This is a genomic window from Nonomuraea sp. NPDC003727 (assembly GCF_053586935.1).
The window spans coordinates 26913-49638 of record NZ_JBSFNE010000022.1; the positions used below are offsets into that span (position 1 = coordinate 26913).

Annotated in this window: 20 protein-coding genes; 14 read left to right on the forward strand and 6 right to left on the reverse strand. The window is 71.4% G+C overall.

The window, feature by feature from the left end:
• The 3 genes from rpmF (at nucleotide 1) to mutM (ending at nucleotide 1984) form a co-directional block, all read left to right on the forward strand.
• On the forward strand, nucleotides 1–180 hold the full coding sequence (rpmF, locus tag ACWDLG_RS37790) for a 50S ribosomal protein L32 (protein WP_183656428.1): 180 nt from the start codon (nucleotides 1–3) through the stop codon (nucleotides 178–180).
• A 235-nt stretch (nucleotides 181–415) separates the two neighbouring features.
• A complete protein-coding gene (gene rnc, locus ACWDLG_RS37795; RefSeq protein WP_449929308.1) occupies nucleotides 416–1156 on the forward strand; it encodes a ribonuclease III in 741 nt (246 codons plus the stop codon).
• On the forward strand, nucleotides 1157–1984 hold the full coding sequence (mutM, locus tag ACWDLG_RS37800; protein WP_354909548.1) for a bifunctional DNA-formamidopyrimidine glycosylase/DNA-(apurinic or apyrimidinic site) lyase: 828 nt from the start codon (nucleotides 1157–1159) through the stop codon (nucleotides 1982–1984). It begins immediately after the preceding gene.
• Here mutM and ACWDLG_RS37805 read toward each other — a convergent pair.
• Nucleotides 1932–3080 carry an MFS transporter gene (locus tag ACWDLG_RS37805; RefSeq protein ID WP_449929311.1) on the reverse strand — a complete coding sequence of 383 codons (1149 nt, stop codon included), beginning with the start codon at nucleotides 3078–3080 and terminating at the stop codon, nucleotides 1932–1934. The two genes, mutM and ACWDLG_RS37805, sit on opposite strands and share 53 nt — an antisense overlap.
• A gap of 80 nt (nucleotides 3081–3160) precedes the next feature.
• Here ACWDLG_RS37805 and ACWDLG_RS37810 point away from each other — a divergent pair, with 80 nt between their 5' ends.
• From ACWDLG_RS37810 to ACWDLG_RS37840, 7 genes are all read left to right on the forward strand, one after another.
• Complete coding sequence (locus tag ACWDLG_RS37810; protein WP_449929313.1) at nucleotides 3161–4039, forward strand: LysR substrate-binding domain-containing protein; 879 nt, start codon at nucleotides 3161–3163, stop codon at nucleotides 4037–4039.
• The gene (locus ACWDLG_RS37815; protein ID WP_354909542.1) at nucleotides 4032–4310 is read left to right on the forward strand and encodes an acylphosphatase; all 279 of its coding nucleotides are present in this window, start codon (nucleotides 4032–4034) and stop codon (nucleotides 4308–4310) included. The genes ACWDLG_RS37810 and ACWDLG_RS37815 overlap by 8 nt, the downstream gene beginning before the upstream one ends.
• A gap of 190 nt (nucleotides 4311–4500) precedes the next feature.
• On the forward strand, nucleotides 4501–4695 hold the full coding sequence (locus tag ACWDLG_RS37820) for a hypothetical protein (RefSeq protein ID WP_183656443.1): 195 nt from the start codon (nucleotides 4501–4503) through the stop codon (nucleotides 4693–4695).
• Nucleotides 4696–4872: 177 nt separating this feature from the next.
• Nucleotides 4873–8559: a chromosome segregation protein SMC gene (gene smc, locus ACWDLG_RS37825; RefSeq protein ID WP_449929316.1), complete on the forward strand. Its 3687-nt coding sequence runs from the start codon at nucleotides 4873–4875 to the stop codon at nucleotides 8557–8559.
• A gap of 64 nt (nucleotides 8560–8623) precedes the next feature.
• On the forward strand, nucleotides 8624–9796 hold the full coding sequence (gene ftsY, locus ACWDLG_RS37830) for a signal recognition particle-docking protein FtsY (RefSeq protein WP_449929318.1): 1173 nt from the start codon (nucleotides 8624–8626) through the stop codon (nucleotides 9794–9796).
• Nucleotides 9797–10159: 363 nt separating this feature from the next.
• Nucleotides 10160–11812, forward strand: coding sequence for a tetratricopeptide repeat protein (locus ACWDLG_RS37835; RefSeq protein ID WP_449929320.1), 1653 nt, complete (start codon nucleotides 10160–10162; stop codon nucleotides 11810–11812).
• 5 nt (nucleotides 11813–11817) lie between these two features.
• A complete protein-coding gene (locus ACWDLG_RS37840; RefSeq protein WP_449929322.1) occupies nucleotides 11818–13017 on the forward strand; it encodes an MFS transporter in 1200 nt (399 codons plus the stop codon).
• On the opposite strand, the gene ACWDLG_RS37845 is transcribed toward ACWDLG_RS37840, so the two are convergent.
• The 3 genes from ACWDLG_RS37845 to ACWDLG_RS37855 are packed head-to-tail and all read right to left on the reverse strand — an operon-like array spanning nucleotide 12983 to nucleotide 15833.
• Nucleotides 12983–13801, reverse strand: a complete 819-nt coding sequence (locus ACWDLG_RS37845; RefSeq protein ID WP_354922007.1) for an ABC transporter ATP-binding protein — start codon at nucleotides 13799–13801, stop codon at nucleotides 12983–12985. The genes ACWDLG_RS37840 and ACWDLG_RS37845 overlap by 35 nt on opposite strands.
• A complete protein-coding gene (locus ACWDLG_RS37850) occupies nucleotides 13798–14841 on the reverse strand; it encodes a FecCD family ABC transporter permease (RefSeq protein WP_449929325.1) in 1044 nt (347 codons plus the stop codon). Before ACWDLG_RS37850 ends, ACWDLG_RS37845 begins: the two co-directional genes overlap by 4 nt.
• Nucleotides 14838–15833: a FecCD family ABC transporter permease gene (locus tag ACWDLG_RS37855; RefSeq protein ID WP_449929327.1), complete on the reverse strand. Its 996-nt coding sequence runs from the start codon at nucleotides 15831–15833 to the stop codon at nucleotides 14838–14840. The genes ACWDLG_RS37850 and ACWDLG_RS37855 overlap by 4 nt, the downstream gene beginning before the upstream one ends.
• A gap of 100 nt (nucleotides 15834–15933) precedes the next feature.
• On the opposite strand from ACWDLG_RS37855, the gene ACWDLG_RS37860 reads away from it, so the two are divergent.
• A complete protein-coding gene (locus ACWDLG_RS37860; RefSeq protein WP_449929329.1) occupies nucleotides 15934–16929 on the forward strand; it encodes an ABC transporter substrate-binding protein in 996 nt (331 codons plus the stop codon).
• Between the two features lie 112 nt (nucleotides 16930–17041).
• Here ACWDLG_RS37860 and ACWDLG_RS37865 read toward each other — a convergent pair whose 3' ends face one another.
• On the reverse strand, nucleotides 17042–18112 hold the full coding sequence (locus ACWDLG_RS37865; protein ID WP_449929331.1) for a PLP-dependent cysteine synthase family protein: 1071 nt from the start codon (nucleotides 18110–18112) through the stop codon (nucleotides 17042–17044).
• Nucleotides 18113–18349: 237 nt separating this feature from the next.
• Here ACWDLG_RS37865 and ACWDLG_RS37870 point away from each other — a divergent pair, with 237 nt between their 5' ends.
• From ACWDLG_RS37870 to ACWDLG_RS37880, 3 genes are all read left to right on the forward strand, one after another.
• Nucleotides 18350–18946, forward strand: a complete 597-nt coding sequence (locus tag ACWDLG_RS37870; protein WP_354922027.1) for a sigma-70 family RNA polymerase sigma factor — start codon at nucleotides 18350–18352, stop codon at nucleotides 18944–18946.
• Nucleotides 18947–19599: 653 nt separating this feature from the next.
• Nucleotides 19600–20388: a polysaccharide deacetylase family protein gene (locus ACWDLG_RS37875; protein WP_449929333.1), complete on the forward strand. Its 789-nt coding sequence runs from the start codon at nucleotides 19600–19602 to the stop codon at nucleotides 20386–20388.
• Nucleotides 20385–21902 (forward strand): helicase HerA-like domain-containing protein, encoded by a 1518-nt coding sequence (locus tag ACWDLG_RS37880; RefSeq protein ID WP_449929335.1) that lies wholly within the window; start codon nucleotides 20385–20387, stop codon nucleotides 21900–21902. Before ACWDLG_RS37875 ends, ACWDLG_RS37880 begins: the two co-directional genes overlap by 4 nt.
• Before the next feature lie 56 nt (nucleotides 21903–21958).
• Here ACWDLG_RS37880 and ACWDLG_RS37885 read toward each other — a convergent pair whose 3' ends face one another.
• Entirely contained in the window at nucleotides 21959–22717 is a 759-nt protein-coding gene (locus ACWDLG_RS37885) for a MerR family transcriptional regulator (RefSeq protein ID WP_449929337.1), read from the reverse strand.
• Nucleotides 22718–22726 lie beyond the last annotated feature (9 nt).

Genomic DNA, 22726 nt, shown 5'->3' on the forward strand with positions numbered 1-22726 from the left:
GTGGCCGTCCCGAAGCGGAAGATGTCGCGGAGCAACACCCGCTCCCGCCGCGCCCAGTGGAAGACGTCTGCTGTCGCGCTGGTGAGCTGCCCGCAGTGCCGTTCGCCCAAGCAGCCGCACATCGCGTGCCCGACCTGCGGCACCTACAACCGCCGTCAGGTCATCGAGCCGTCCGCCTGATCGCACATTCCAGCAAGGAGCACGGCGCGGTCGTGCTTCTTCACGGCTGTTGACGGAGTGCCGACCGGATGCGAAAGCGCCCGGTCGGCGTCACCGTCTCAGGTGCGTGCGGCGGCGGTTCGCCCGCGGCCGTGGTGGACGCCGGGGCAGTGCCCCCGACGCCCACCACGTTTTCGGGCATCTCTCAGTTCCCTCGCCCACGCGTTCAGGAGAGATGCTCTGAGGAGGAGAGAACGTGGGCACAGGTCCCAAGCCGGTTGCCGTCGAAGTCGCGCGAGACGAGCTTGAGCGGGTGCTGTCCGTCAGGCTCGACCCCGACATCCTGGAGCGGGCGCTGACGCACCGCTCGTACGCCTACGAGAACGGCGGCCTGCCCACCAACGAGCGCCTGGAGTTCCTCGGCGACTCGGTGCTGGGCCTGGTCGTCACCGACACCCTCTACCGCAACCACCCCGACCTGCCCGAGGGCCAGCTGGCCAAGCTCAGGGCGGCGGTGGTCAACATGCGGGCGCTGGCCGACGTGGCCCGCCAGCTCGGTCTGGGCAAGTTCCTGCGCCTGGGCAGGGGCGAGGAGGGCACCGGGGGTCGTGACAAGTCGTCGATCCTCGCCGACACCCTCGAGGCGCTGATCGGCGCCATCTACGTCGACCTCGGTCTCGACGAGGCGTTCAGGGTCGTCCACCTGCTGTTCGACCCGCTCATCACGCGCTCGGCCTCGCTCGGGGCGGGCCTCGACTGGAAGACCTCGCTGCAGGAGCTCACCGCCTCCGAGGCGCTGGGCGTGCCCGAGTACCACGTCGAGGAGAGCGGTCCCGACCACGCCAAGTCCTTCACCGCCGAGGTGCGGGTCGGTGGCGAGTCCTACGGCTCGGGCAAGGGCCGCAGCAAGAAGGAGGCCGAGCAGCAGGCGGCCGAGGCCGCGTGGACCCGCATCAGGGCGCGCCGGGACCAGCGCGAGAGCCAGCCGGCGGGCTAGATGCCGGAGCTGCCCGAGGTAGAAGTCGTCCGCCGGGGCCTGGCCACCTGGGTCGCCGGGCGGACGATCGCAGCCAGTGACGTGCTGCACCCGCGGGCGGTGCGCCGGCAGGCGGGCGTCTTCGACGTCGCCGACCGCGTGATCGTCTCCGCCGAGCGGCGCGGCAAGTACCTGTGGCTGCCGCTTGACGGCGACGAGGCGATCCTGGCCCATCTCGGCATGAGCGGCCAGCTGCTGGTGGTCGCGCCGGACACCGCGCCGGAGAAGCATCTCAGGGTGCGGCTGTCGTTCGCCGACGGCGGCAACGACCTGCGCTTCGTCGACCAGCGGACCTTCGGCCACGTGATGCTCACCTCGCTGGCCGGCGGCGTGCCTGAGCCCATCGCGCACATCGCGCCCGACCCGTTCGAGCCGGCCTTCGACGAGGAGCTGTTCACCCGCCGGCTGCGGGCCAGACGCACCGAGATCAAGCGGGCGCTGCTCGACCAGTCGCTGATCAGCGGCGTCGGCAACATCTACGCCGACGAGGCGCTCTGGCTGGCCCGGCTGCACTGGGCGCGTCCCACGGAGACGCTCTCCAAAGCCAAGATCGCCGAGCTGCTCGCGGCGGTGCGCCAGGTGATGAGCGCCGCCCTGCTGCAGGGCGGCACCTCGTTCGACAGCCTCTACGTCAACGTCAACGGGGAGAGCGGCTACTTCGACCGCTCGCTCGAGGCCTACGGCAGGCGTGACCTGCCCTGCTCGCGGTGCGGCACGCCGATCAGGCGCGACGCGTTCATGAACCGGTCGTCCTTCTCCTGCCCCAGATGCCAGCGTAAGCCGCGGTGAGCAGGGCGAGCGCGGCCCCGAACGCCATGGCCGCGCTCGGCGACGCGGCGTCCACGAGCCGGCCGCCGAGCAGCGCGCCCAGCGCGATGGCCGCGTTGAAGATCGACGACAGCATGGCCATGCCCGCCTCGCCGCCGTCCGCCCTGATGACCCAGAGCTGGCCGGTCACCGAGACGCCGCCGTAGGACAGGCCCCACAGCAGGATCATCAGGGCGCCCGCGAGCGGCAGCCCGGCCGTCGAGACCGCGATGAGGGCGGCGAGCGCCACCATGACCTCTCGCGGGCGGCGGGCCGCCTGGTTGCCGGCGCCGGCGTTGCCGATGACGCCGGCGACGCCGTACGCGAGGAGCAGGCCGCTGATCAGCGCGGGGCCGGCGCCCGAGACCTGCTCGAGGAACGGGCGGATGTAGGTGTAGGCGGCGAAGTGGCCGGTCACCACGAGCGCGGTGGCGACCAGGACGGTCCTGAGGGCGGGGTCGCGCCAGACGCCGGCGAGTTCGGCGGGCCGTACGGCGCGGGTGGGCAGCAGCGGCGGCAGCAGCAGGACGAGAGTGGCCAGGACCGCGACGGCGAGCACCGCCACCGCCACGAACGCCGCCCGCCACCCCGCCCACGAGAGGATCAGGGTGCCCGCGGGCACGCCGAGCACCGAGGCCACGGCGACACCACCGGCGATCATGGCGGCGGCCCTGCCGACGTGCCGTTCGGGCACCAGCCGTCCGGCCAGGCCGGCGGCGAACGCCCAGAACCCCCCGATGCTCACCCCGACCAGCACCCTGGCGGCCAGCATCACCGGGTAGGCGGGTGCCACGGCGGCCAGCAGGTTCGCGCCCACGAGCAGGGCCATGAGCGCGACCAGCACCACGCGCCGGTCGAGCCGGCCGGCCACCACGGTCAGCAGGGGCGCCGAGAGCGCGGCCACGATGCCCGGCGCCGTCATGGTCAGCCCCGCCGTGCCGGCGGAGACGCCCAGGGTCGCGGCCATGGGCGTCAGCAGGCCGACGGGCAACATCTCGCTGGTCACGATGGTGAAGGTGCCCGCCGCCACGGCGGACACGGCGAGCCAGGGCACCCTGGCGGTGTCGATCGTCGTCATGGTCACAGCCTTCGGGGGCCGGGGGTGCGGGAACAATGACGAGGATCGAACCCTTGGTTTAGTCAGGCTAAGGAGTCGTGATGGAGTTCAGGGAACTGGAGTGCTTCGTCGTGCTCAGCGAGGAACTGCACTTCGCCAGGGCCGCCGAACGCCTCTACCTGTCGCCCGGCCGGGTCAGCCAGCTCGTACGGGCGCTGGAGACGCGTATCGGGGCGCGGCTGTTCGACCGCACCAGCAGGCGGGTACGGCTGACGCCGCTGGGCGAGCGCTTCCTGGGTGACCTGCGCCCGGCCTATGACGGCCTGGCGATCGCGGTCGGCAGGGCCAGGTCGGCCGCTCGCCGGGTCGAGGGCGTGCTGCGGGTGGGTTTCCTGGGCACCCCCACGGACGTCGTCACCGGCACGGTCAGGGAGTTCGAGCGGCGCCATCCCGCCTGTGCGGTGGAGCTGGTCGAGGTGCCGATGGCCGACCCGTTCGGCAAGCTGCGCGAGGGCAGGGTGGATCTGAGTTTCACGCTGCTGCCCGTGGACGAGCCCGACCTGGTGACGGGGACGGGGCTGAACAAGGTCCCGCTGAAGGTGGCGCTCTCGCCGCGCCACCCGCTGGCGGGCCGGGCGCGCATCGGGGCGGAGGAGCTGGCAGAGCTGCCGCTCGTGGGTCTCGACGGCCCCGCGCCGCGCCGGTGGCGCGAGCTGACCGCGCCTGCGACGACGCCGCTCGGCCGTCCGATCCCCTCGGCGGGTACGGTCTCCACGAGCCAGGAAGGGCTCACGCTGGTCGCGCTGAACAGGGGCGCCATGCTGTTCTGCACCCCGACCGCGGCCTACCACGGGCGCGACGACATCACGTTCGTGCCGGTCGAGGGGTTGCCCGACTCGGTGCTCGGCCTGGTCTGGCGCAAGGAGGGGGAGACGGCGTCGGTGCGCGCCTTCCAGCAGGCAGGAGTGGGTCATGAGTGAGAACGTACGGTTGACCGCGTGGGTGCGGGGCCACGTGCAGGGTGTGGGGTTCCGCTGGTGGACCAGGGCGCGGGCGCTGGAGCTGGGGCTGGTCGGCTGGGCCCGTAACACCCCGGACGGCCGGGTGGAAGTGGTGGCCGAGGGGTCCAGGGAGGCGGGCGTCAAGCTGGTCGAGCTGCTCAAGGGTTGCGACACCCCGGGCAGAGTCGATGGAGTTGTGGAGCGCTGGAGTGAAGCACGAGGTAGTTTGAGTGGGTTTGTGGAACGGTAGGCCTTTCGTCAAACGCTCCAAATAGGGTATATTTGTATGTCGGGAGTGCCCATCGGAAGGGACATGCGGTGCGTTCGACTTGACCGCCCACACTGCCGATGCGACTCTTGTTAGGTACCACGCGCACCCCTCCCGCAGAACAACAAGTGCGCGAACCAATCTGGTCACTCAGCGTGGAGGACCCTTTACCATGGCGAAGGCTCTACTCGGCCACGTCGGCGGTCCTGATCCTCGGATGGTCTCGGAGATGCGGCGGTTGCAGCAGCGGATCCGTGACCTGGAGGCAGAACTCACCCGGCTCCAGGCACAAAACGACGCTCTTGCGGCGCAGACTCGTGACGAGGCATTCAGCCGTCTGCAGGAGCGCGAGCCGGCTCTCACCTGAGAGATCGGGAGCGCCACATCAGGGACGTCTCGGAGAGACGTCCCTTGCTATTTTCTCCGCCGCCTTTTCTTGGCGGCGTTTTTACTGCCCGTCCCGTGTGGAACGCGCGGTGACCAGCGGCCGGGTCCGCGGCCCAGTAGGCTTTCCCGAAGTCGTTTCAGGGGAGGGCAGCGTTCGGTGTATCTGAAGACCCTCACGCTGCGCGGCTTCAAGTCCTTCGCCTCGGCCACCGTCCTCCGCCTCGAACCCGGCATCACCTGCGTGGTCGGCCCCAACGGCTCGGGCAAGTCCAACGTCGTCGACGCCCTCGCCTGGGTCATGGGCGAGCACAGCGCCAAGTCGCTGCGCGGCGGCAAGATGGAGGACGTCATCTTCGCCGGCACCTCCAGCCGCCCGCCGCTGGGCCGGGCCGAGGTGACGCTGACGATCGACAACAGCGACGGCGCGCTCCCGATCGACTACACCGAGGTCACGATCAGCCGCCTGATGTTCAGGTCGGGCCAGAGCGAGTACGCGATCAACGGCGACACCTGCCGGCTGCTCGACATCCAGGAGCTGCTGTCCGACTCGGGCATCGGCCGCGAGATGCACGTCATCGTGGGCCAGGGGCAGCTCGACGCGGTTCTCCACGCGGGTCCCGAGGACCGGCGGGCCTTCATCGAGGAGGCCGCCGGCGTTCTCAAGCACCGCAAGCGCAAGGAGAAGGCGCTGCGGAAGCTCGACGCGATGCAGGCCAACCTCACCCGCGCCCAGGACCTGGCCACGGAGCTGCGCCGCCAGCTCAAGCCGCTCGGCCGGCAGGCCGAGATCGCCCGCAAGGCCGCCGTGATCCAGGCGGACCTGCGCGACGCGCGGCTGCGCCTGCTGGCCGACGACGTGTGCATCCTGCGCGAGACCCTCGAAAGGGAGGCGGCCGACGAGGCGGCGATCCTGGCGCGCAGGGCGCAGGTGGAGGCCGAGCTGGCCGAGGGGCAGCGGCGGGAGGAGGCGCTGGAGGCGGCCGAGGCCGAGGCGCAGCCCAGGCTCACCGCCGCCCAGGAGACCTTCTTCCGCCTCGCGTCGCTGCGCGAACGCTTCACCGGTCTGGAGCACCTGGCGGCCGAGCGCCACCGGCACGCCCTCGACGCCGCCTCGATCGAGCGGCGCGGCCGCGATCCCGAGGAGCTGGAGCGGGAGGCGGCCGAGGTTCGCGAGCAGGAGCTGGAGCTGGCCGCGGCGCTGGAGCAGGCCCAGGAGCTGCTGGAGGCGGCCGTGGGCAGGCGCGAGGAGGCCGAGGCCGCGCTGAAGGCGGAGGAGCAGCGCCTGGCGATGGCCGCCAGGGCGGCGGCCGACCGGCGCGAAGGGCTGGCCAGGCTGCGCGGGCGGGTCGACTCCGCGCGCAGCAGGGCCCGCGCCGCCGAGGACGAGATCGGCAGGCTGAGCAGGGCGGTCGCGGAGGCCGACGAGCGGGCCGCCCGCGCCCGCGAGGAGCTGCAGGCCCAGGAGGCCGAGGAGCCCGCCGTCGATCCGGCGCTCACCGAGGAGCTGCTGACGGCCCAGGCGGCCGTCGAGGAGGCCGCATCGGCGGCCGACGCCGCGCGCGAGGCCGTCGAGCGGGCCAAGGAGGCGCTGGCCGTGCCGCGCGCGGAGCTGCAGGCCGCCAAGGCCGCGGCCGCCGCGGCACGCGGCGCCGACCAGGAGGCGCAGCGGTCCGTCGCGGCGCTCCAGGCCCGTCGTGAGGCGCTGGAGCTGGGCCTGGCCAAGGGCGCCGACGGCGGGGCCGCGCTGGTGGCGGCCGGCCTGCCGGGAGTGCTCGGGCCGCTGGCCGCCACGATGACGGTCACGCCAGGCTTCGAGGTGGCCGTCGCGGCCGCCCTCGGGCAGGTGGCCGAGGCGGTCGCCGTCGAGTCGCTCGGCGCGGCGGTGGAGTCGCTGGAGCACCTGCGGGCCAAGGACGCGGGACAGGCGACGTTGCTGGTGACGGCGGCCCCTGACGGGCTCGCGGGTTCGGCGGGCGGGCGGGCCGTCCTGCCGGACGCGGGCCGGTGGGCGGCCGAGCTGGTCGGCGTGCCCGAGCAGCTGCGGGCGGCGGTCGACCATCTGCTGGCGGACGTCGCGGTCGTGACCGACCTCGAGGCGGCCCGCCTCCTCGTCGAGCGGCAACCGGAGGTGCGGGCCGTCACGCGGGGCGGCGACGTCGTCGGCGCCCACCTGGCCAGCGGCGGATCCGAGGGCGGCACCTCCGTCCTGCAGGTGCGGGCCGCGCTCGACGACGCCGTCGCCGACCTGGAGGAGGCGAGGGAGCGCGCCGAGCGCACGGCGGTCGACCTGGAGGCGGCAGCGGCCGGCGAGCTGGCCGCGCAGGCCGCGCTGGAGGCCGCGCAGTCCCACGTCAACGAGGCGCAGAGCGCCGCCGGGAGCGCGCAGGCCGGGGTGAGCGCCGCGCAGAGCGCGCTCGACCGGGTCAGGGCCCGCCAGCGCGAGGCCGACCAGGCCGGCGCGGCGGCGGCCAGGCGGCTGGCCCAGCTGGGCGCCGCGGCCACGGCGGCGGCCGAGGAGTCCGAGCGCCTGGCGGCCGGCGTGCGCGCGGCGCAGGAGGCGCGCGAGGAGGGGCTGGCCGAGCTGTCGGAGCTGGAGATCGAGCTCGCCGAGGCCGAGTACGCCCAGGAGCTGGAGACCGAGCCGACCACCGAGGCGCGCGACGAGCTGGCCACCGCCTGCCAGCTGGCCAGACAGGCCGAGATGGAGACCCGCCTGCAGGTCCGCACGGCCGAGGAGCGGGTCAAGGGCATCGCGGGCCGGGCCGACGGGCTGCTGCGGGCCGCCCAGCGCGAGCGCCAGGAGAGGTTGACGGCGGCCGTGCAGCGGGAGCGGCGCAGGCGGCAGGCGGCGGTCGCCGAGTCGGTGGTGCGCGGCGCCAAGCAGGTGCTGCGGGCCCTGATGGCCTCGATCGAGCTGGCCGCGCGGGAGCGCGACGAGGCCGACCTGGCGCGGGTGGCCGTCGACGCCGAGCTCAAGCAGGTACGGCTGCGCGTCAGGGAGCTCGGCCAGGAGCTCGACAAGCTGGTCAACAGGGTGCACGGCAGCGAGATGGCCCGCACCGAGCAGCGGATGCGACTCGAGCAGATGGAAGAGCGGGCGCTGGAGGAGTTCGGCATCTCCTCCGAGGCGCTGATCGCCGAGTACGGCCCCGCCGCCCTGGTCCCCGGCGACCCGCCCGTTCCCTACGTGCGCGAGGAGCAGGAGAAGCGGATGAAGGCCGCCGAGCGGCAGATGAACCAGCTCGGCAAGGTCAACCCGCTGGCGCTGGAGGAGTTCGCGGCGCTGGAGGAGCGCCACGCGTTCCTGACCTCCCAGCTCGAGGACCTCAAGAAGACGCGGCGCGAGCTGATGACCGTCGTGCAGGAGGTCGACAACAGGGTGGAGCAGATGTTCGCCTCCGCCTACGAGGACGTGGCCAGGGAGTTCGAGCAGATCTTCACCCGCGTCTTCCCCGGCGGGGAGGGGCGGTTGATCCTGACCGATCCCAGCGACATGCTGACCACGGGCATCGAGGTGGAGGCCAGGCCGCCGGGCAAGAAGGTCAAGCGGCTGTCGCTGCTGTCGGGCGGCGAGCGGTCGCTGACGGCGGTCGCGTTCCTGGTCTCCATCTTCAAGGCGCGGCCGTCGCCCTTCTACGTGATGGACGAGGTCGAGGCGGCGCTCGACGACACCAACACGCAACGCCTGCTGACGCTGTTCGAGGAGCTGAGGGAGAATTCCCAGCTGATCGTCATCACGCACAACAAGCGGACGATGGAGATCGCCGACGCACTGTACGGCGTGTCGATGCGCGGCGACGGCGTCACCCAGGTGGTCTCTCAGCGTCTGAGGGAGAACGTCTGATTTTGTACAGCACGTGGCATTGCGGGGCGTGACCATCCCGGACGATCTGGAAAACTGAGTTGCTGTGAGTGAATACCTCGGCATCATCGTGATCGTGATCGCCGTCGCCGTTCTGGCGGTCGGCGGCATGTTCTTCCTGTACAGACCGGGGCGTAAGGCCGTGCCTCCGCCGGTCGAGGCGCCCGAGGTCAAGCCTGCCCCCGAGCCGGAGGCCGAGCGGGCGCAGCCCGAGGAGGAAGGCGCCACGACCACGGTGCCGCCTCCGGTCAAGCCGGCTGAGCCGCTCATCAAGAAGCCCGAGGTGGAGATCCCTCCACCGTCCGCGGGCCGGATGGTACGGCTGCGCTCACGCCTCGCCCGTTCGCAGAGCGTCCTGGGCAAGAGCCTGCTGGAGCTGCTCTCCCGCGACAGGCTCGACGACGAGGTATGGGACGAGATCGAGGAGAGCCTCATCACCGCCGACGTCGGCATCGCGCCGACCCAGGTGATGGTGGAGGAGCTACGCACCAAGGTCAAGGTCCTGGGCACCCGCACCCCGGAGGAGGTGCGCGGGCTGCTGCGCGAGGAGCTGCTCAAGCAGATCGACCCCGAGCTCGACCGGACCCTCCGGGTGGGCAAGCACGGTGAGCGCCCGGCGGTCGCGCTGGTCGTCGGCGTCAACGGCACCGGCAAGACCACCACGACGGGCAAGCTGGCCCGCGTCCTGGTCGGTGACGGCAAGAAGGTCGTGCTCGGCGCGGCCGACACCTTCCGCGCCGCGGCGGCCGACCAGCTGCAGACCTGGGGCGAGCGGGTCGGCGCCGAGGTGGTGCGCGGCCCCGAGGGCGGCGACCCGGCCTCGGTGGCCTTCGACGCGGTCTCCAAGGGCATCGACGACAAGGCGGACGTGGTCATCGTCGACACCGCGGGCCGCCTGCACACCAAGACGGGCCTGATGGACGAGCTCGGCAAGGTCAAGCGGGTCATCGAGAAGAAGGCCACGGTCGACGAGGTGCTGCTGGTCCTCGACGCCACCACGGGCCAGAACGGCATGCGGCAGGCGCAGGTCTTCGCCGAGGTGGTCAACATCACCGGCATCGCGCTGACCAAGCTCGACGGCACGGCCAAGGGCGGCATCATCATCGCGGTGCAGCGCGAGCTGGGCGTGCCGGTGAAGCTGGTGGGCCTGGGCGAGGGCCCGGACGACCTGGCGCCGTTCGACCCCGAGGTGTTCGTCGACGCGATCCTGGGCGACTGACGTTCAAACATGTTTTCGGCTGCCCCGTGCTCCCGCACGGGGCATGTCCGTTTAAGCGAGGAAATGTCCCTTATCGGACATTCTCTTGATCTCGATGATCAGCCGTGTTCACATGAGTCGGTCAATACGAGATCGCGGACGGCTGCGCGAACGTCCGCGGTCTCTTCGTGGGGTCCGACGAAGAAGGTGGACATGAAGAAGGTTGTCGTGTACAAGAGCGGCTCCGTCAAGCCGGCAGGCTCCGCCGCTCCGCGGCACAAGGGCTGATCGGCGGGTGGCCGGCGTCCCCCTGACGGGACGCCGGCCACGCTGCTGTCCGGACCACGAAACCGCTCAGGAAACCCTCAAGGGGATCGCGTACACGTGACCGTCATCGACGCCGACCGGCGCATCCACGGGCCCTACACGCTCGCCGCCGCCCTCCTCGACCTGTTCGTCCCCGAAGCCCTCGAGCGACGGCCCGACCTGGTGGCCGCGCACGACATCGAGATCGCCGCCGCCGCGCCGCACCTGAAGATCCCGAGGAGCAGGTCCTCGCTGGCCGAGGCGCTCCCGCAGGCGGAGCGCATCCTCATCCCCGGCGCCCGCCGCACGTTGCGGATCGCCAACGGGCTGGCCCAGTTCGTCCGGGCCTGCCTCGACGGCGAGCGCCGCACCGTGACCGTCGACAACCTCGAAGCGGCTGACCAGACCGACACCGAACTGGTCGAGGTCCTGCGCAGGCGGGTGCCGGAGCTGACCGTCGTCGCCGGCGCCTCACGACCGGGCGGCCCCGTCCCGCCCGACTTCGACCGCTACCGCGACGAGGGGTTCCACCACGCGATGGCCGAGGCGGGGCTGGCCGCGCTGGAGGATCTGCGCCACGACGACGACCCCGAGCGATGGATGACACTCATCCACCGGACGGCCGGGGCCCTGGAGGCGATCGACAGGGAGGACGCGGCGTCCGACCTGTACGAGCAGGCCAGGCGGCACACCGTCGACCCCAGGCACCGGGCGTCGGTGGCCTGCTCGCTGGCCACCCTGCTGGTGCGCCACCACGACCAGGCCGCGCGCGATCCCGAGGCGGCCGTGGCGTGGATCAACGAGGCCATCACGATCACCTCGCTGCTGGCCGACCCGCGCGAGCGCGCCTTCCACCTGGGCTTCGACCTCAACGCCAAGGCGCTGATCGAGGTGCGCAGGAAACGGTTCGGCGAGTCGGCGCGCCTGGTCCAGGCGGCCATCGACCTGGCCGAGCGGGATCTGGCCGACGTGCACCCGATCCACCGGCTCGTGCTGTACGCCAACAGGGCCCAGCTCAGGGCGATGTCGGGCGAGCCGGAGCAGGCGCTGGCCGACTACACCCGCGCCATCGAGATCGACCCCGGCTATCCCGACTACTACCTCGACAGGGGAGACCTGCTGCGCAGGCTCGGCCGGACGGAGCAGGCGCTGGCCGACTTCGAGAGCGCCATGCGGCTCAGCCCGCCGTGGCCGGAGCCCTACTACAACCGGGCGGAGCTGCGCTACGCGGCCGGCGACCTGGACGGCGCGCTCCACGACCTCGACCACGCGCTGGAGCTCGATCCCGACTTCGCCCCCGCCTACGTCAACCGGGCCGGGCTCAGGGCGGCGACCGGGCGGTACGGCCCGGCCAGGAGCGACGTCGAGCGAGGGCTCGGCCTCGTTCCCGGCAACGCGCACCTGCTGTGCGTGCTGGGCCAGATCGAGGCGGCCGAGGGCAGACCGGCCGAGGCGCGGGCGGCCTTCGACGCGGCGCTGAAAGCCGACCCCGGCCTGGTCGAGGCGTGGGCGAGCAGGGGGGCGCTGGAGTTCGACCTCGGCCGGTACGGCGAGGCGGCGGCCGACCTCGACCGGGCCGTGGCGTTGAAGGAGAACCCCGAGCTGCTGTTCAACCGGGCGATGGCGATGCGGGCCGCGGGCCGTACCGAGCAGGCCACGGCGGACCTGCGCAGGGCCGCCGAGCTGGCCCCCGACGACCAGGACATCAGAGCGGCGCTGTCGGGGGAGTGAGAGCGATGGGCGCGGGGTTCTGGCTTCTGCTGTCCGGGTTCCTGGTCTCCTCGCTCGGGACGTGGATCTACCGGCTGGCGCTGCCGCTGCTGGTGCTGGAGCTGACGGGCTCCGCGCTCGGCACCGGTCTGGTCTACGTGCTGGAGTACCTGCCCTACCTCGCCCTGGCGATGTTCGGCGGCGTGCTGGCCGACCGGCACAGCCGCAAGGTGATCCTCGTGGCGGGCGACCTCGCCGCGGGTGCCCTGGCCCTCGCCCTGGCCGTGGTGGTGACGCTCGGCGCGCCGCCGCTCTGGCTGATCTACGCGATGGCGTTCCTGCTGGCCTGCGTCGATCCCCTCTACCAGCCCGCCTTCCGGGCGCTCGTGCCGTCGCTCGTGCCCGTCGAACGGCTGGCGCCGGCCAACGCGCGCATCCACATCGGCGAGCACGCGGTCAACCTGCTCGGTCCGATGCTGGGCGGCGCGCTGGTCGTCGCCTTCGGCCACCAGGTGGCGATCTACGTGGACGCGGCCACCTTCCTGCTGTCGGCGGCGCTGATCGCGCTCATCAGGACCGCTCCGGCCGTGACGAGGGCCTACCGGTCGGTGCTCGCCGACCTCAGGGAGGGGTTCGGGTACCTGTTCGGCGCGGACCGGACGGTGCTGACGCTGGCGGTGTTCGCTTTCGCGGGCAACTTCGGGGTCTGGCTGCTGCTGGCCGACATGGTGTTCTACCTGACCGCCTACCACCACTTCAGCCCCGGGCAGATCGGCGTGGTCTACGCCTTCCAGGGCGCCGGCGCGGTGCTCGGCGCCCTGCTCGGTGGCCGCCTGCTGCCCAGGGTCAGGCCCGTCACCCTGATCAGCGCCGGCATGCTGCTGGAGGGCGTGTCCATCCTGGCGCTGATCCCGGCCCGCGGGCCGCTGCTGATCGGGCTGGCGTGGATGGGGCAGTTCGCCGCGGCGGGCGTGGGCATCGTGGCCGTCATGACCGTACGGCAGCGCCTCGTCCCCGACCACCTGCTGGGCCGGGTGCTGGGCACCGCCCGCATGATCGCCTTCCTGGCCATCCCGCTGGCCGCGCTGACCGCGGGGGTCTTCGAGTCGGCCGTGCACGACGCGTACGCGCTCATGGCGTTCGCGGGAGCGGTCAGCCTCCTGATCGCCCTGGCGGCGGCGAGGTCGCCGCTCAGAAACGTGGTTCTGGAGCCAGCCGCTCCCTGACCGGCACCCTGGTGCCGATGGGGACGACGAGCGGGGTGCCGGCGACCGGGTCGTCGATCACCATCGCGTCCAGCTCGAACACCTCGCGCAGGAGGTCCTCCGTCAGCACCTCGTGCGGCGTGCCGGCGGCGACGACCCGTCCGGCGCGCATGGCGACCAGGCGGTCGGTGTAGCGGGCGGCCAGGTTGAGGTCGTGCAGCACCATGACGATGGTCCGGCCGGCCTCGGTGTGCAGGTGCCGTACCAGCTCCAGCACCTCCACCTGGTGTGCCAGGTCGAGGAAGGTGGTCGGCTCGTCGAGCAGCAGCAGGTCGGTGCCCTGGGCCAGGGCCATGGAGATCCACGCGCGCTGCCGCTGGCCGCCCGACAGCTCGTCCAGCGGGCGCTCGGCCAGGTCGGCCAGGCCCGTCATCGCCAGCGCCCTGGCGACCGACGACTCGTCGTCGGACGACCACTGGCGGTACCACGTCTGGTGTGGGTGCCTGCCCCTGGCCACCAGGTCGGAGACCGTCAGGCCCTCCGGAGCGGTGGGGGACTGGGGCAGCATGCCGAGGACCTTGGCGACCTCGCGGGTGGGCATCCGGTCGATGCGCTTGCCGTCGAGCAGCACCTCACCGCCCGAGGGCTTCAGCAGGCGGCCGAGGGCGCGCAGCAGGGTGGACTTGCCGCAGCCGTTCGGCCCGATGATCGTGGTCACGGTGCCGGTCTCGACGCCGAGGTCGAGCCCGTCCACGATGACGCGCTCGCCGTAGCCGAGCCTCACGTTCACGGCCTGGAGCCTCATGTGCGTGCCCTCCAGATGAGGTGGATCAGGTACGGCGCGCCCAGCACCGCGGTCACGACGCCGACGGGCAGCTCGATGGGGGAGAAGGCGACACGGGCGATCAGGTCGGCGGCTGCGGTGAGCAGCGCGCCCACGACCGCCGAGGACACCAGCGGCGGCTGCGCCGACCTGGCCAGGCGCAGGGCGATCTGCGGCGCCGCCAGCGCGACGAAGGCGATGGGGCCGGCCGAGGCGGTGGAGACGGCGGCCAGCAGCACGGCGGCCAGGAGCATCAGGCCGCGTGCCAGGTTCATCCGCACGCCGAGCGAGGTGATCGTGTCGTCGCCGTAGCGCAGCGCGTCGAGAGAGCGGGTGCCGAGCAGGGTCAGCGGGACCAGCACCGCCACCGCGATCGCGACGGGATGGACGTGCTCCCACCCGCGGCCGTTGAGCGAGCCGGCGATCCAGACCATGGCCCTGCCGGTGTCGTTGACGTCGCCGACCGTCAGCAGCCAGAACTTCACGTTCGTGAACACCGCGGCCACACCGATGCCGACCAGGACCAGGCGGTAGCCGTCGAGGCCGCGCCGCCACGCCAGGGCGTAGACGATCGAGGCGCCCAGCAGGCCGCCCAGCAGGGCGAGCGCCGGGATGCCGATGCTGGCCAGCAGGCCGCTGACGCCGCCGTAGGCACTGCCCGACAGCACGACGCCCGCCACCACGGTGACGGAGGCGCCGGTGGTGACGCCCAGGATCTCGGGGCTGGCCAGCGGGTTGCGGGCGATGGACTGTGTGATCGCGCCGGCGAGGGCGAGCGCCGCGCCGACGAGCGCGCCGGTCAGCGCGCGGGGCAGGCGCAGGTCCATGACGACGAAGTGGTTGGCGCTGCCGGTGTCGACCACCGCCCTGGCGACCTCGACCAGCGTCATCGGGATGTCGCCGATGCGCATGTTCAGCGCCATGACCAGCAGGACCAGGGCCAGCCCGACGACGCTGACGGCGGCGCCGCGCAGCCGTACCCGCCAGGACAGGCCGCCGATCCTCAACGCGAGAGACGTCACAGCCGCACCGGCTTCCTGCGCCGGACCAGCGCGACGAAGAAGGGGGCGCCCATCAGCGCGAGCACCACGCCCACCTCCAGCTCGCCCGGCGGGGCGACCACCCGGCCGATCACGTCGGCCACCAGCAGCAGCGCGGCCCCCACCAGGCCGGAGAACGGCAGCAGCCACCGGTGGTCGGTGCCCGACAGCGGGCGGGCCAGATGGGGGACGATGAGCCCGATGAAGGACAGCGAGCCGCAGGCCGCGACCGTGGCGCCCGACAGCAGGGTGACGGCGGCGATGCCGACGCCCCTGGTGAGGGCGATGTTCTGGCCGAGGCTGCGGGCGACGTCCTCCCCGAGGGAGAGGGCGTTGAGCCCCGGCGCGTTGATCATCGCGAGCACGAGGCCGACGAGGATGAACGGCACGACCTGCCAGACGACATCCGCCCCTCTGGCGGCGATCGAACCGGACTGCCAGAACCGGAAGACGTCCATGGCCTGCTCGTCCACCAGGACCAGCGCCGAGGTGAGCGCGTAGAGGAAGGCGCTGACGGCGGTGCCCGCGAGAGCGAGCGTGACCGGGGTGGGGCCGCCGCGCCCGCCCACCATGCCGAGCGCGAACACGCCCGCGCTGGCGAGTAGCGCCCCGGCCAGGCCGAACCAGATGTAGGCGTACAGGCTCGTCGCGCCCAGGAAGACGATGCTCGCCACCATCGCGAACGCCGCGCCCTGGGTGACGCCGAGCAGGCCGGGGTCGGCCAGCGGGTTGCGGGTGTGGCCCTGCATCAGCGCGCCCGCCACGCCCAGCGCGATCCCGGCGAGGATGCCGAGCGCGGTACGCGGCACGCGCAGCGAGCGGATCACGATGTCGTTCTCGGTGCCGGTGGGGGACACCAGCGCGTGCCACGCGTCGGCGGGCGGCACCGGCTTGGACCCGATCGTGATGCTCATCACGGCGGCGACCGCGACGACGGCGAGAAGCCCGCAGAACACCGCACTGCGTCGTCCCACGTGGCTTTCCTTCCTTGTTGCCGGCCCCGGTGAAGTATGCCAGCTTAGGCATAGCTAATCTAAATGAGGTTTGCCTAACCTAAACCTGGAGAGAGATTCGATGAACGCGTTGCGCGCTGTGGCCATGGGCGTGGCGGGAGCCGTACTGAGCCTGGGCATGGCCGCCTGCGGCTCGACCACCACCCCGGCGGACCAGCCCGCGGGCACGCAGTCGGCAGGGGCCGCTCCCTTCCGCGTGATCAAGCACGCCATGGGCGAGACGAAGATCCCCGCCCAGCCCAAGCGCGTCGTCGCGCTGGACCAGAGCTTCGTCGACGCGGTGCTCACGCTGGAGACGCCGGTTGTCGGCTACACCACCTACCGCTCCATCGACGACAAGCTGCCCGACTACCTCGGCGAGGTGGCCCAGCAGTACGGCAAGGAGGCCACCCCCGTCGGCACGCTGGAGCAGCCGAGCCTCGAGAAGATCATGGCGCTCAAGCCCGACCTGATCGTCTCGGCCAAGGTCAGGCACGAGGCCCTCTACAGCAAGCTGTCGCAGATCGCGCCGACCGTGTTCAGCGAGACCACCGGCGCCATCTGGAAGGAGAACATCCGCCTCATGGGCCAGGCGCTCGGCAAGGAGGACCTCGCCGACACCAGGATCAAGGCCTTCGAGGAGCGCGCGGCCACCATCGGCGACGAGATCAAGAAGAAGGACGGCGCGCTGCCGACCGTCTCCGTCGTCCGCTTCGCCGGCGAGCCGACCACCCGCCTGTACGTCGAGAACTCCTACTCCGGGATCGTGCTGAAGGACGTGGGCTTCACCCGTCCCGCCGACCAGCCGAAGGACCCCAAGGCGATCGCCGTCGACATCAGCCAGGAGCGCATCGCCGAGTTCGACGCCGACCACATCTTCGTCTCCACCTACGCCGACCCGTCGGCCGAGGCGCCGAAGCAGCAGTTCGTGAACAACCCCCTGTGGGGCAAGCTCAAGGGGAAGAAGCACGACGTGGCCGACACCACGTGGATGAGCGCGGTCGGCATCCAGGGCGCCCATTCCATGCTGGACGACATCGCGAAGATCTTCGGCGTGGACCCGGCGCGGTCCGCCTGACCCTCCGCTCCCGCACGCGGCCCCGTGCCACCTCCGGCGCGGGGCCGTCGCGCTCTTCCGGGGCCCCGTCAGGTTTTCCGGGGACCCTGTCAGGTTTTTCCGGGGACCCTCGTCAGGAGGACAGGAACGCCCGGAAGGCGGCCAGGTCCGGCTGGATGTCGATGCCCTGGGCGGCCAGCCACGCGTCGTCGCCGTAGGTGCCGCGGTAGCGGTCGCCGCTGTCGCAGATCAGCGTCACCAGGCTGCCGTGCTCGCCCTGGGCCCGCATCTCGGTGATGAGCCGCACGGCCGCCGCCACGTTGGTGCCGGTCGAGCCGCCCACGTCGCGCCCGGTGACCTGGCGCACCCACCGCATGGCGGCGATCGAGGCCGCGTCGGGCACTCTGATCATCCGGTCGATCACGCCGGGCAGGAACGACGGCTCCACGCGCGGCCGCCCGATGCCCTCGATCCGCGACCCCGGCGCGCCCTCCTCCTCGCCCGACACCCACGACGGGTAGAACGCCGAGCCCTCCGGGTCGACGACCGCCAGCCGCGTGCTGTAGCGGCGGTAGCGGATGTAGCGCCCGATCGTGGCGGAGGTGCCGCCGGTGCCGGCCCCGACCACGATCCACTCAGGCTCGGGGTAGGGCTCCATGGACATCTGCGCGTAGATCGACTCGGCGATGTTGTTGTTGCCGCGCCAGTCGGTGGCCCGCTCGGCATAGGTGAACTGGTCCATGAAGTGGCCGCCGGTCTCGGTGGCGATCCGGTGCGACTCGGCGTAGATCGCGGAGGGGTCGTCGACCAGGTGGCACTTGCCGCCGTAGAACTCGATGAGGGAGATCTTCTCCGGCGAGGTGGTCGCGGGCATCACCGCCACGAACGGCAGGCCGAGCAGCCTGGCGAAGTACGCCTCGCTGACCGCGGTGGAGCCGCTGGACGCCTCGACGATCGTGGTCAGGGGGCCGATCCAGCCGTTGGCCAGGCCGTACAGGAAGAGCGAGCGGCCCAGGCGGTGCTTGAGTGAACCGGTGGGGTGTACCGACTCGTCTTTCAGGTAGAGGTTTACCCCCCAGTGCGGGGGAAGCGGAAACACATGGAGGTGAGTGTCAGAGCTGCGGTTGGTGTCGGCCTCCACCTTCCGGATGGCCTCGGCGACCCAGCGCCGGACCCGACTGTCGTGACGGTCCACGTATTCCATGGTCCATACGCTATCTCATGTGACTCTGCCCACAGTTAGGGCGCAATTGAGTAAAGAGTGTTACGATAATGAGACTTGTCCGGCCGTGGACGTGATGGTGCACGCCGCGAGCATACGGACCGATAGGCCCCCTGACCAGGTAGAACTCCTAACACCACCCTTACGTGTGGTTCGCGAGGATGGTTACGCCTGGGCGACTGACAGGCACCGGGGGGAGAGCATGGAGGGGGAATGTACATGATCACTATGACCGAAGAGCAGCGCCAGGACTGGTTCGAGCGCGACGTCGTGCCCGTGACCTCGCAGCTGTTCGCCTCCGCGATGCGTCTGACCCGTAACACCGCCGACGCGGAGGACCTGGTTCAGGAGACGGTGGCCAAGGCCTACACGTCGTACCACCAGTTCCGTGAGGGCACCAACCTCAAGGCCTGGCTCCACCGGATCCTGACCAACAACTTCATCAACGACTACCGCAAGAAGCAGCGCTCCCCGAAGCTCTCGGCCGCCGAGGAGATCGAGGACTGGCAGCTGCATGCGGCCGAGTCGCACATGTCCAGCGGCCTGAAGTCCGCCGAGACCGAGGCGCTCGAGCAGCTGCCCGACAGCGCGGTGATGAACGCGCTGCGCGCCCTGCCCGAGGACTTCCGCGTCGCCGTCTACCTGGCCGATGTCGAAGGCTTCGCCTACAAGGAGATCGCCGAGCGGATGGGCACCCCCATCGGCACCGTGATGTCCAGGCTGCACCGCGGCCGCCGGCAGCTGCGCGGCATGCTGGAGGAGTACGCCCGCGAGGAGGGCGCCCTCCGTCTGCCCGCACAGCGCGTGGCCGCCTAGAGCTTCCCGCGCGGGCGCACCGGCACCACGCCGGACCGCCCGCCCCTGGCCGCCCGACCGGCATCACGCCGTCGCCGCCCGCCCGCCTGCGGCCGCCCGACCGGCGGCCTGTCCCGAGCCCGTGTCCCCGAGGGGCGCGGGCTCCGGCGTTGGACGGCCCCGCGCGTAGATCGATACCAATAGCGTCGAACGGCTTTCCAGGAACACTCCGTGGTTCCATGATTACGGTATGTGTTGTCCGTTGCGGGCACTCGATCGCCCCCAAGCTGGGTACATCCCCCATGTGCGACACGTCCTCGACAGGGGGTTGCGCGTTGACTGAGTCCCGTGCGGCGATCGAGAAGCTTCACGCGGAGCTGACAGGCCTGGGTGTGACCAGCGCCTACGAGGTGGGCGACGACGCCACTCTCTCGGTGTGGATAGGACTTGTCGTGCGGTACCGCGACGGGTTCTACCGATGGCAAGAGGGTTCGGTGAAACGTCGGCATTTGGGTACGGATCCGGTTGGATGTGCTATCAGAGTGGCGCGTCGCCACACCGAGCTCCAGGCTGATATCCCAGTCTGGTGGCATGACCTGGCCAAGGGGCTACGGGGGGGCTCGGTCCAGGACTATCCGTGACGTGGTCCCCCGAGCGCGCTTTCGGGGGGAAGCATGCGGGTGTGGTCAGGGCTGCTGGCCATGATGCTGGTGGCGGGATGTGGCACACCTGCGGCGGTCAAGGGCGGCGGCGTCGTACGGCTCAGCGCGCGGGCTCCCGCCCGTGTCGACCCCGGCGCCCTGGCCAAGTCCCTGACGGCGGTCCAGCCCGGCTGGCCGCATCCCGACCTCACGGTCGACTGCAGGGAGGTCAAGTGCGTGGCGCTGACCTTCGACGACGGCCCGGGCAGGTACACCCCCTGGCTGCTCGACGAGCTCGACGACCTCGAGGTGAAGGCGACGTTCTTCGTCGTGGGACAGATGGTGGCCGCCGACCGCGACCACACGCTGCCCCGCATGGTCGCCGCCGGGCACGAGATCGGCAACCACTCGTGGAGCCACGCCGAACTGCCCAGCCTGTCCGACGAGGGCATCGCGCGCGAGCTCGGCCGTACCCAGGACGTGGTCGAGCAGGTCGCCGGGGTGCGGATGACCGTGATGCGCCCGCCGTACGGGTCGACGGACGCCAGGGTCGCGGCCGAGACCCGCAGGCTGGGGCTGGCCCAGATCCTGTGGAGCGTCGACACCCTCGACTGGCGTGACCGCGTCCCCTCCGTCGTGGCCCGGCGCGCCGCCAAGGCCACGGGCGGGTCGATCGTGCTGATGCACGACATCCACCGCACCACGGTCGAGGCCGTGCCCGACGTGGTCGAGAGCCTCGCCGACAAGGGCTACCGGTTCGTCACCATCTCCGAGCTGTACGGCACGACGCCCGCGGCCGGCAGGAAGTACACCGAACTATGACACACGGCTACGACTTCGAAGGCCCCACCGTCCAGCTCGGCGTCCTCGTCGCCGACGGCGAGCCGCAGGCGCAGGCGCCGATCCGCATGCCGCTGCGGATGTTCAACCGGCACGGGCTGGTCGCGGGCGCGACCGGCACCGGCAAGACCAAGACGCTGCAGCTGATGGCCGAGCAGCTGTCGGCCCAGGGCGTGCCGGTCTTCCTCGCCGACATCAAGGGCGACCTGTCCGGCATGGCGTCGCAGGGACAGCCCTCGGACGGCCTGCTGAGGCGGGTACGGGAGATCGGGCAGGACTGGTCGGGCGCCGCGTGCCCGGTGGAGTTCTACGCGCTCGGCGGGCTCGGCGAAGGGGTGCCGCTGCGCGCCACCATGACCGCCTTCGGCCCCACGCTGCTGGCCAAGGTGCTCGAACTCAACGACACCCAGGAGTCGTCGCTCGGGCTGATCTTCCATTTCGCCGACACCCACGGCCTGCCGCTGCTGGACATGAAGGACCTGCGGGCGGTCATCCAGTACCTCGTCGACAACCCGGAGGTGCTGAAGGGCGTCGGCGGGTTGTCGAAGCAGACGGCGGGAGTGATCCTGCGGGCGCTGACCAACCTGTCGGCCGAGGGCGCCGACCGCTTCTTCGGCGAGCCCGAGTTCGACACCCGCGACCTCATGCGGGTCACCCCGGACGGCAGGGGCGTGGTGTCGATCCTGGAGCTGCCGGCCGTACAGGACCGGCCCGCCCTGTTCTCCACCTTCCTCATGTGGCTGCTGGCCGACCTGTTCGCCGACCTGCCCGAGGTCGGCGATCCCGACCGGCCCAAACTCGTGTTCTTCTTCGACGAGGCGCACCTGCTGTTCACCGACGCCTCCAAGGCGTTCCTGCGCTCGATCACCCAGACGGTGCGGCTGATCAGGTCGAAGGGGATCGGCGTCTTCTTCGTCACGCAGACGCCCAAGGACGTGCCCGCCGACGTGCTGGCCCAGCTCGGGGCGAGGGTCCAGCACGCGCTGCGCGCCTTCACCCCGCAGGACGCCAAGGCGCTCAAGGCCACGGTCTCCACCTTCCCGCACTCCGACTACGACCTGGAGGAGCTGCTCACGCGGCTCGGCATCGGCGAGGCGGTCGTGACCGTGCTGTCGGACACGGGCGTGCCCACACCCGTCGCCTGGACCAGGCTGCTCGCGCCGCGCTCGCTGATGGCGCCCTCGGACCCGGGCCTGGTAGGGGGGATCGTGGCGGCCTCGCCGCTGCTGCCCAGGTACGGCCGGCCGATCGACAGGCAGTCGGCCTACGAGCTGCTGGCCGCCAGGATGGCCCCGCCGCCGCCTGCCTCGCCCTTGCCCCCGCCCGCGCCCGCTCCCGGTCCGCGCGCTCCGCGGGCGCCGCAGGAGCAGCCCTCGGTGCTGGAGGCGGTGCTCGGGTCGGCGGTCTTCAAGTCCTTCGCGCGGTCGGCGGCCAGCGCGCTGGGGCGGGAGATCAGCCGCTCGGTCTTCGGCACGGCCAGGCGCCGCCGACGCTGACCCCCGCCGAGCCGCACACCCCTGGGTACGGCCCTGCACTGCCCGTCCGTGACGAGCTACATCCGGGTCCGCGCGTACGCGTGCAGGGCGTCGCGGACGAATGTCGCCCCTACGGCGTCGTCGTACATGCCGCCGAAGCGGGGGTCGTCGACGTACATGTCCCCCAGGCCCTTCACCATGTCGATCGAGCGCTCCCGGTCGCCCTCGGCCGTGGGGGTACCCGGGATCTGGCTCAGCCACTGGACGTGCCGGGCAGCCAGTGACTGAGCGTGTTCCGATGTCGGAGAAACCCCGGCCTTCACTGCGGCGACCCATGCGGCGACGAGGTCCTCGGCGGCCTGCTTCCAGGCCCGCTGCTGGTCAAGGGTCTTGCCGTGCCACCAGTCGTTGCTCACCTGGAACGCGCGCTCGCCCCAGCGCGAGATCACCTCGTCCTTGTAGCGGTCGTTGAACCCCGCCAACATGACGTCCATCCGCGGTTCCGCCCCCGACTGCAGGGCCTCGAGCGTGTGACGCACAGACCGGATCTGCCGTTCGATACGGTCCCGTTCCTCTTCCAGCGCGGCGATGTGGGCGCGGAGCCCGTCGCACGTGTCCACCTCGTCGGCCAGGACCTCGGCGATGGCCGGCAAGCCCATGCCGAGCCGGCGCATGAGCAGGATCCGCTGTAGCCGGGCGACCGCGGCGGGGTTGTAGTAGCGGTACCCGTTCGCGCCGACCCGGGACGGAGCCAAGAGCCCGAAGCGGTCGTAGTGACGCAGGGTGCGGCTGGTGATGCCGGCCCTCGTCGCGAGTTCCTGGATCGTCCACTCCATCGTCCCAGT

Excerpts from the sequence above, each read along its gene's own strand:
- mutM (WP_354909548.1), top strand. The coding sequence starts at position 1,157 with ATGCCGGAGCTGCCCGAGGTAGAAGTCGTCCGCCGGGGCCTGGCCACC.
- ACWDLG_RS37805 (WP_449929311.1), bottom strand. The coding sequence starts at position 3,080 with ATGACGACGATCGACACCGCCAGGGTGCCCTGGCTCGCCGTGTCCGCC.
- ACWDLG_RS37810 (WP_449929313.1), top strand. The coding sequence starts at position 3,161 with ATGGAGTTCAGGGAACTGGAGTGCTTCGTCGTGCTCAGCGAGGAACTG.
- ACWDLG_RS37815 (WP_354909542.1), top strand. The coding sequence starts at position 4,032 with ATGAGTGAGAACGTACGGTTGACCGCGTGGGTGCGGGGCCACGTGCAG.
- ACWDLG_RS37820 (WP_183656443.1), top strand. The coding sequence starts at position 4,501 with ATGGCGAAGGCTCTACTCGGCCACGTCGGCGGTCCTGATCCTCGGATG.
- ACWDLG_RS37840 (WP_449929322.1), top strand. The coding sequence starts at position 11,818 with ATGGGCGCGGGGTTCTGGCTTCTGCTGTCCGGGTTCCTGGTCTCCTCG.
- ACWDLG_RS37845 (WP_354922007.1), bottom strand. The coding sequence starts at position 13,801 with ATGAGGCTCCAGGCCGTGAACGTGAGGCTCGGCTACGGCGAGCGCGTC.
- ACWDLG_RS37860 (WP_449929329.1), top strand. The coding sequence starts at position 15,934 with ATGAACGCGTTGCGCGCTGTGGCCATGGGCGTGGCGGGAGCCGTACTG.
- ACWDLG_RS37865 (WP_449929331.1), bottom strand. The coding sequence starts at position 18,112 with ATGGAATACGTGGACCGTCACGACAGTCGGGTCCGGCGCTGGGTCGCC.
- ACWDLG_RS37870 (WP_354922027.1), top strand. The coding sequence starts at position 18,350 with ATGATCACTATGACCGAAGAGCAGCGCCAGGACTGGTTCGAGCGCGAC.
- ACWDLG_RS37875 (WP_449929333.1), top strand. The coding sequence starts at position 19,600 with ATGCGGGTGTGGTCAGGGCTGCTGGCCATGATGCTGGTGGCGGGATGT.
- ACWDLG_RS37880 (WP_449929335.1), top strand. The coding sequence starts at position 20,385 with ATGACACACGGCTACGACTTCGAAGGCCCCACCGTCCAGCTCGGCGTC.
- ACWDLG_RS37885 (WP_449929337.1), bottom strand. The coding sequence starts at position 22,717 with ATGGAGTGGACGATCCAGGAACTCGCGACGAGGGCCGGCATCACCAGC.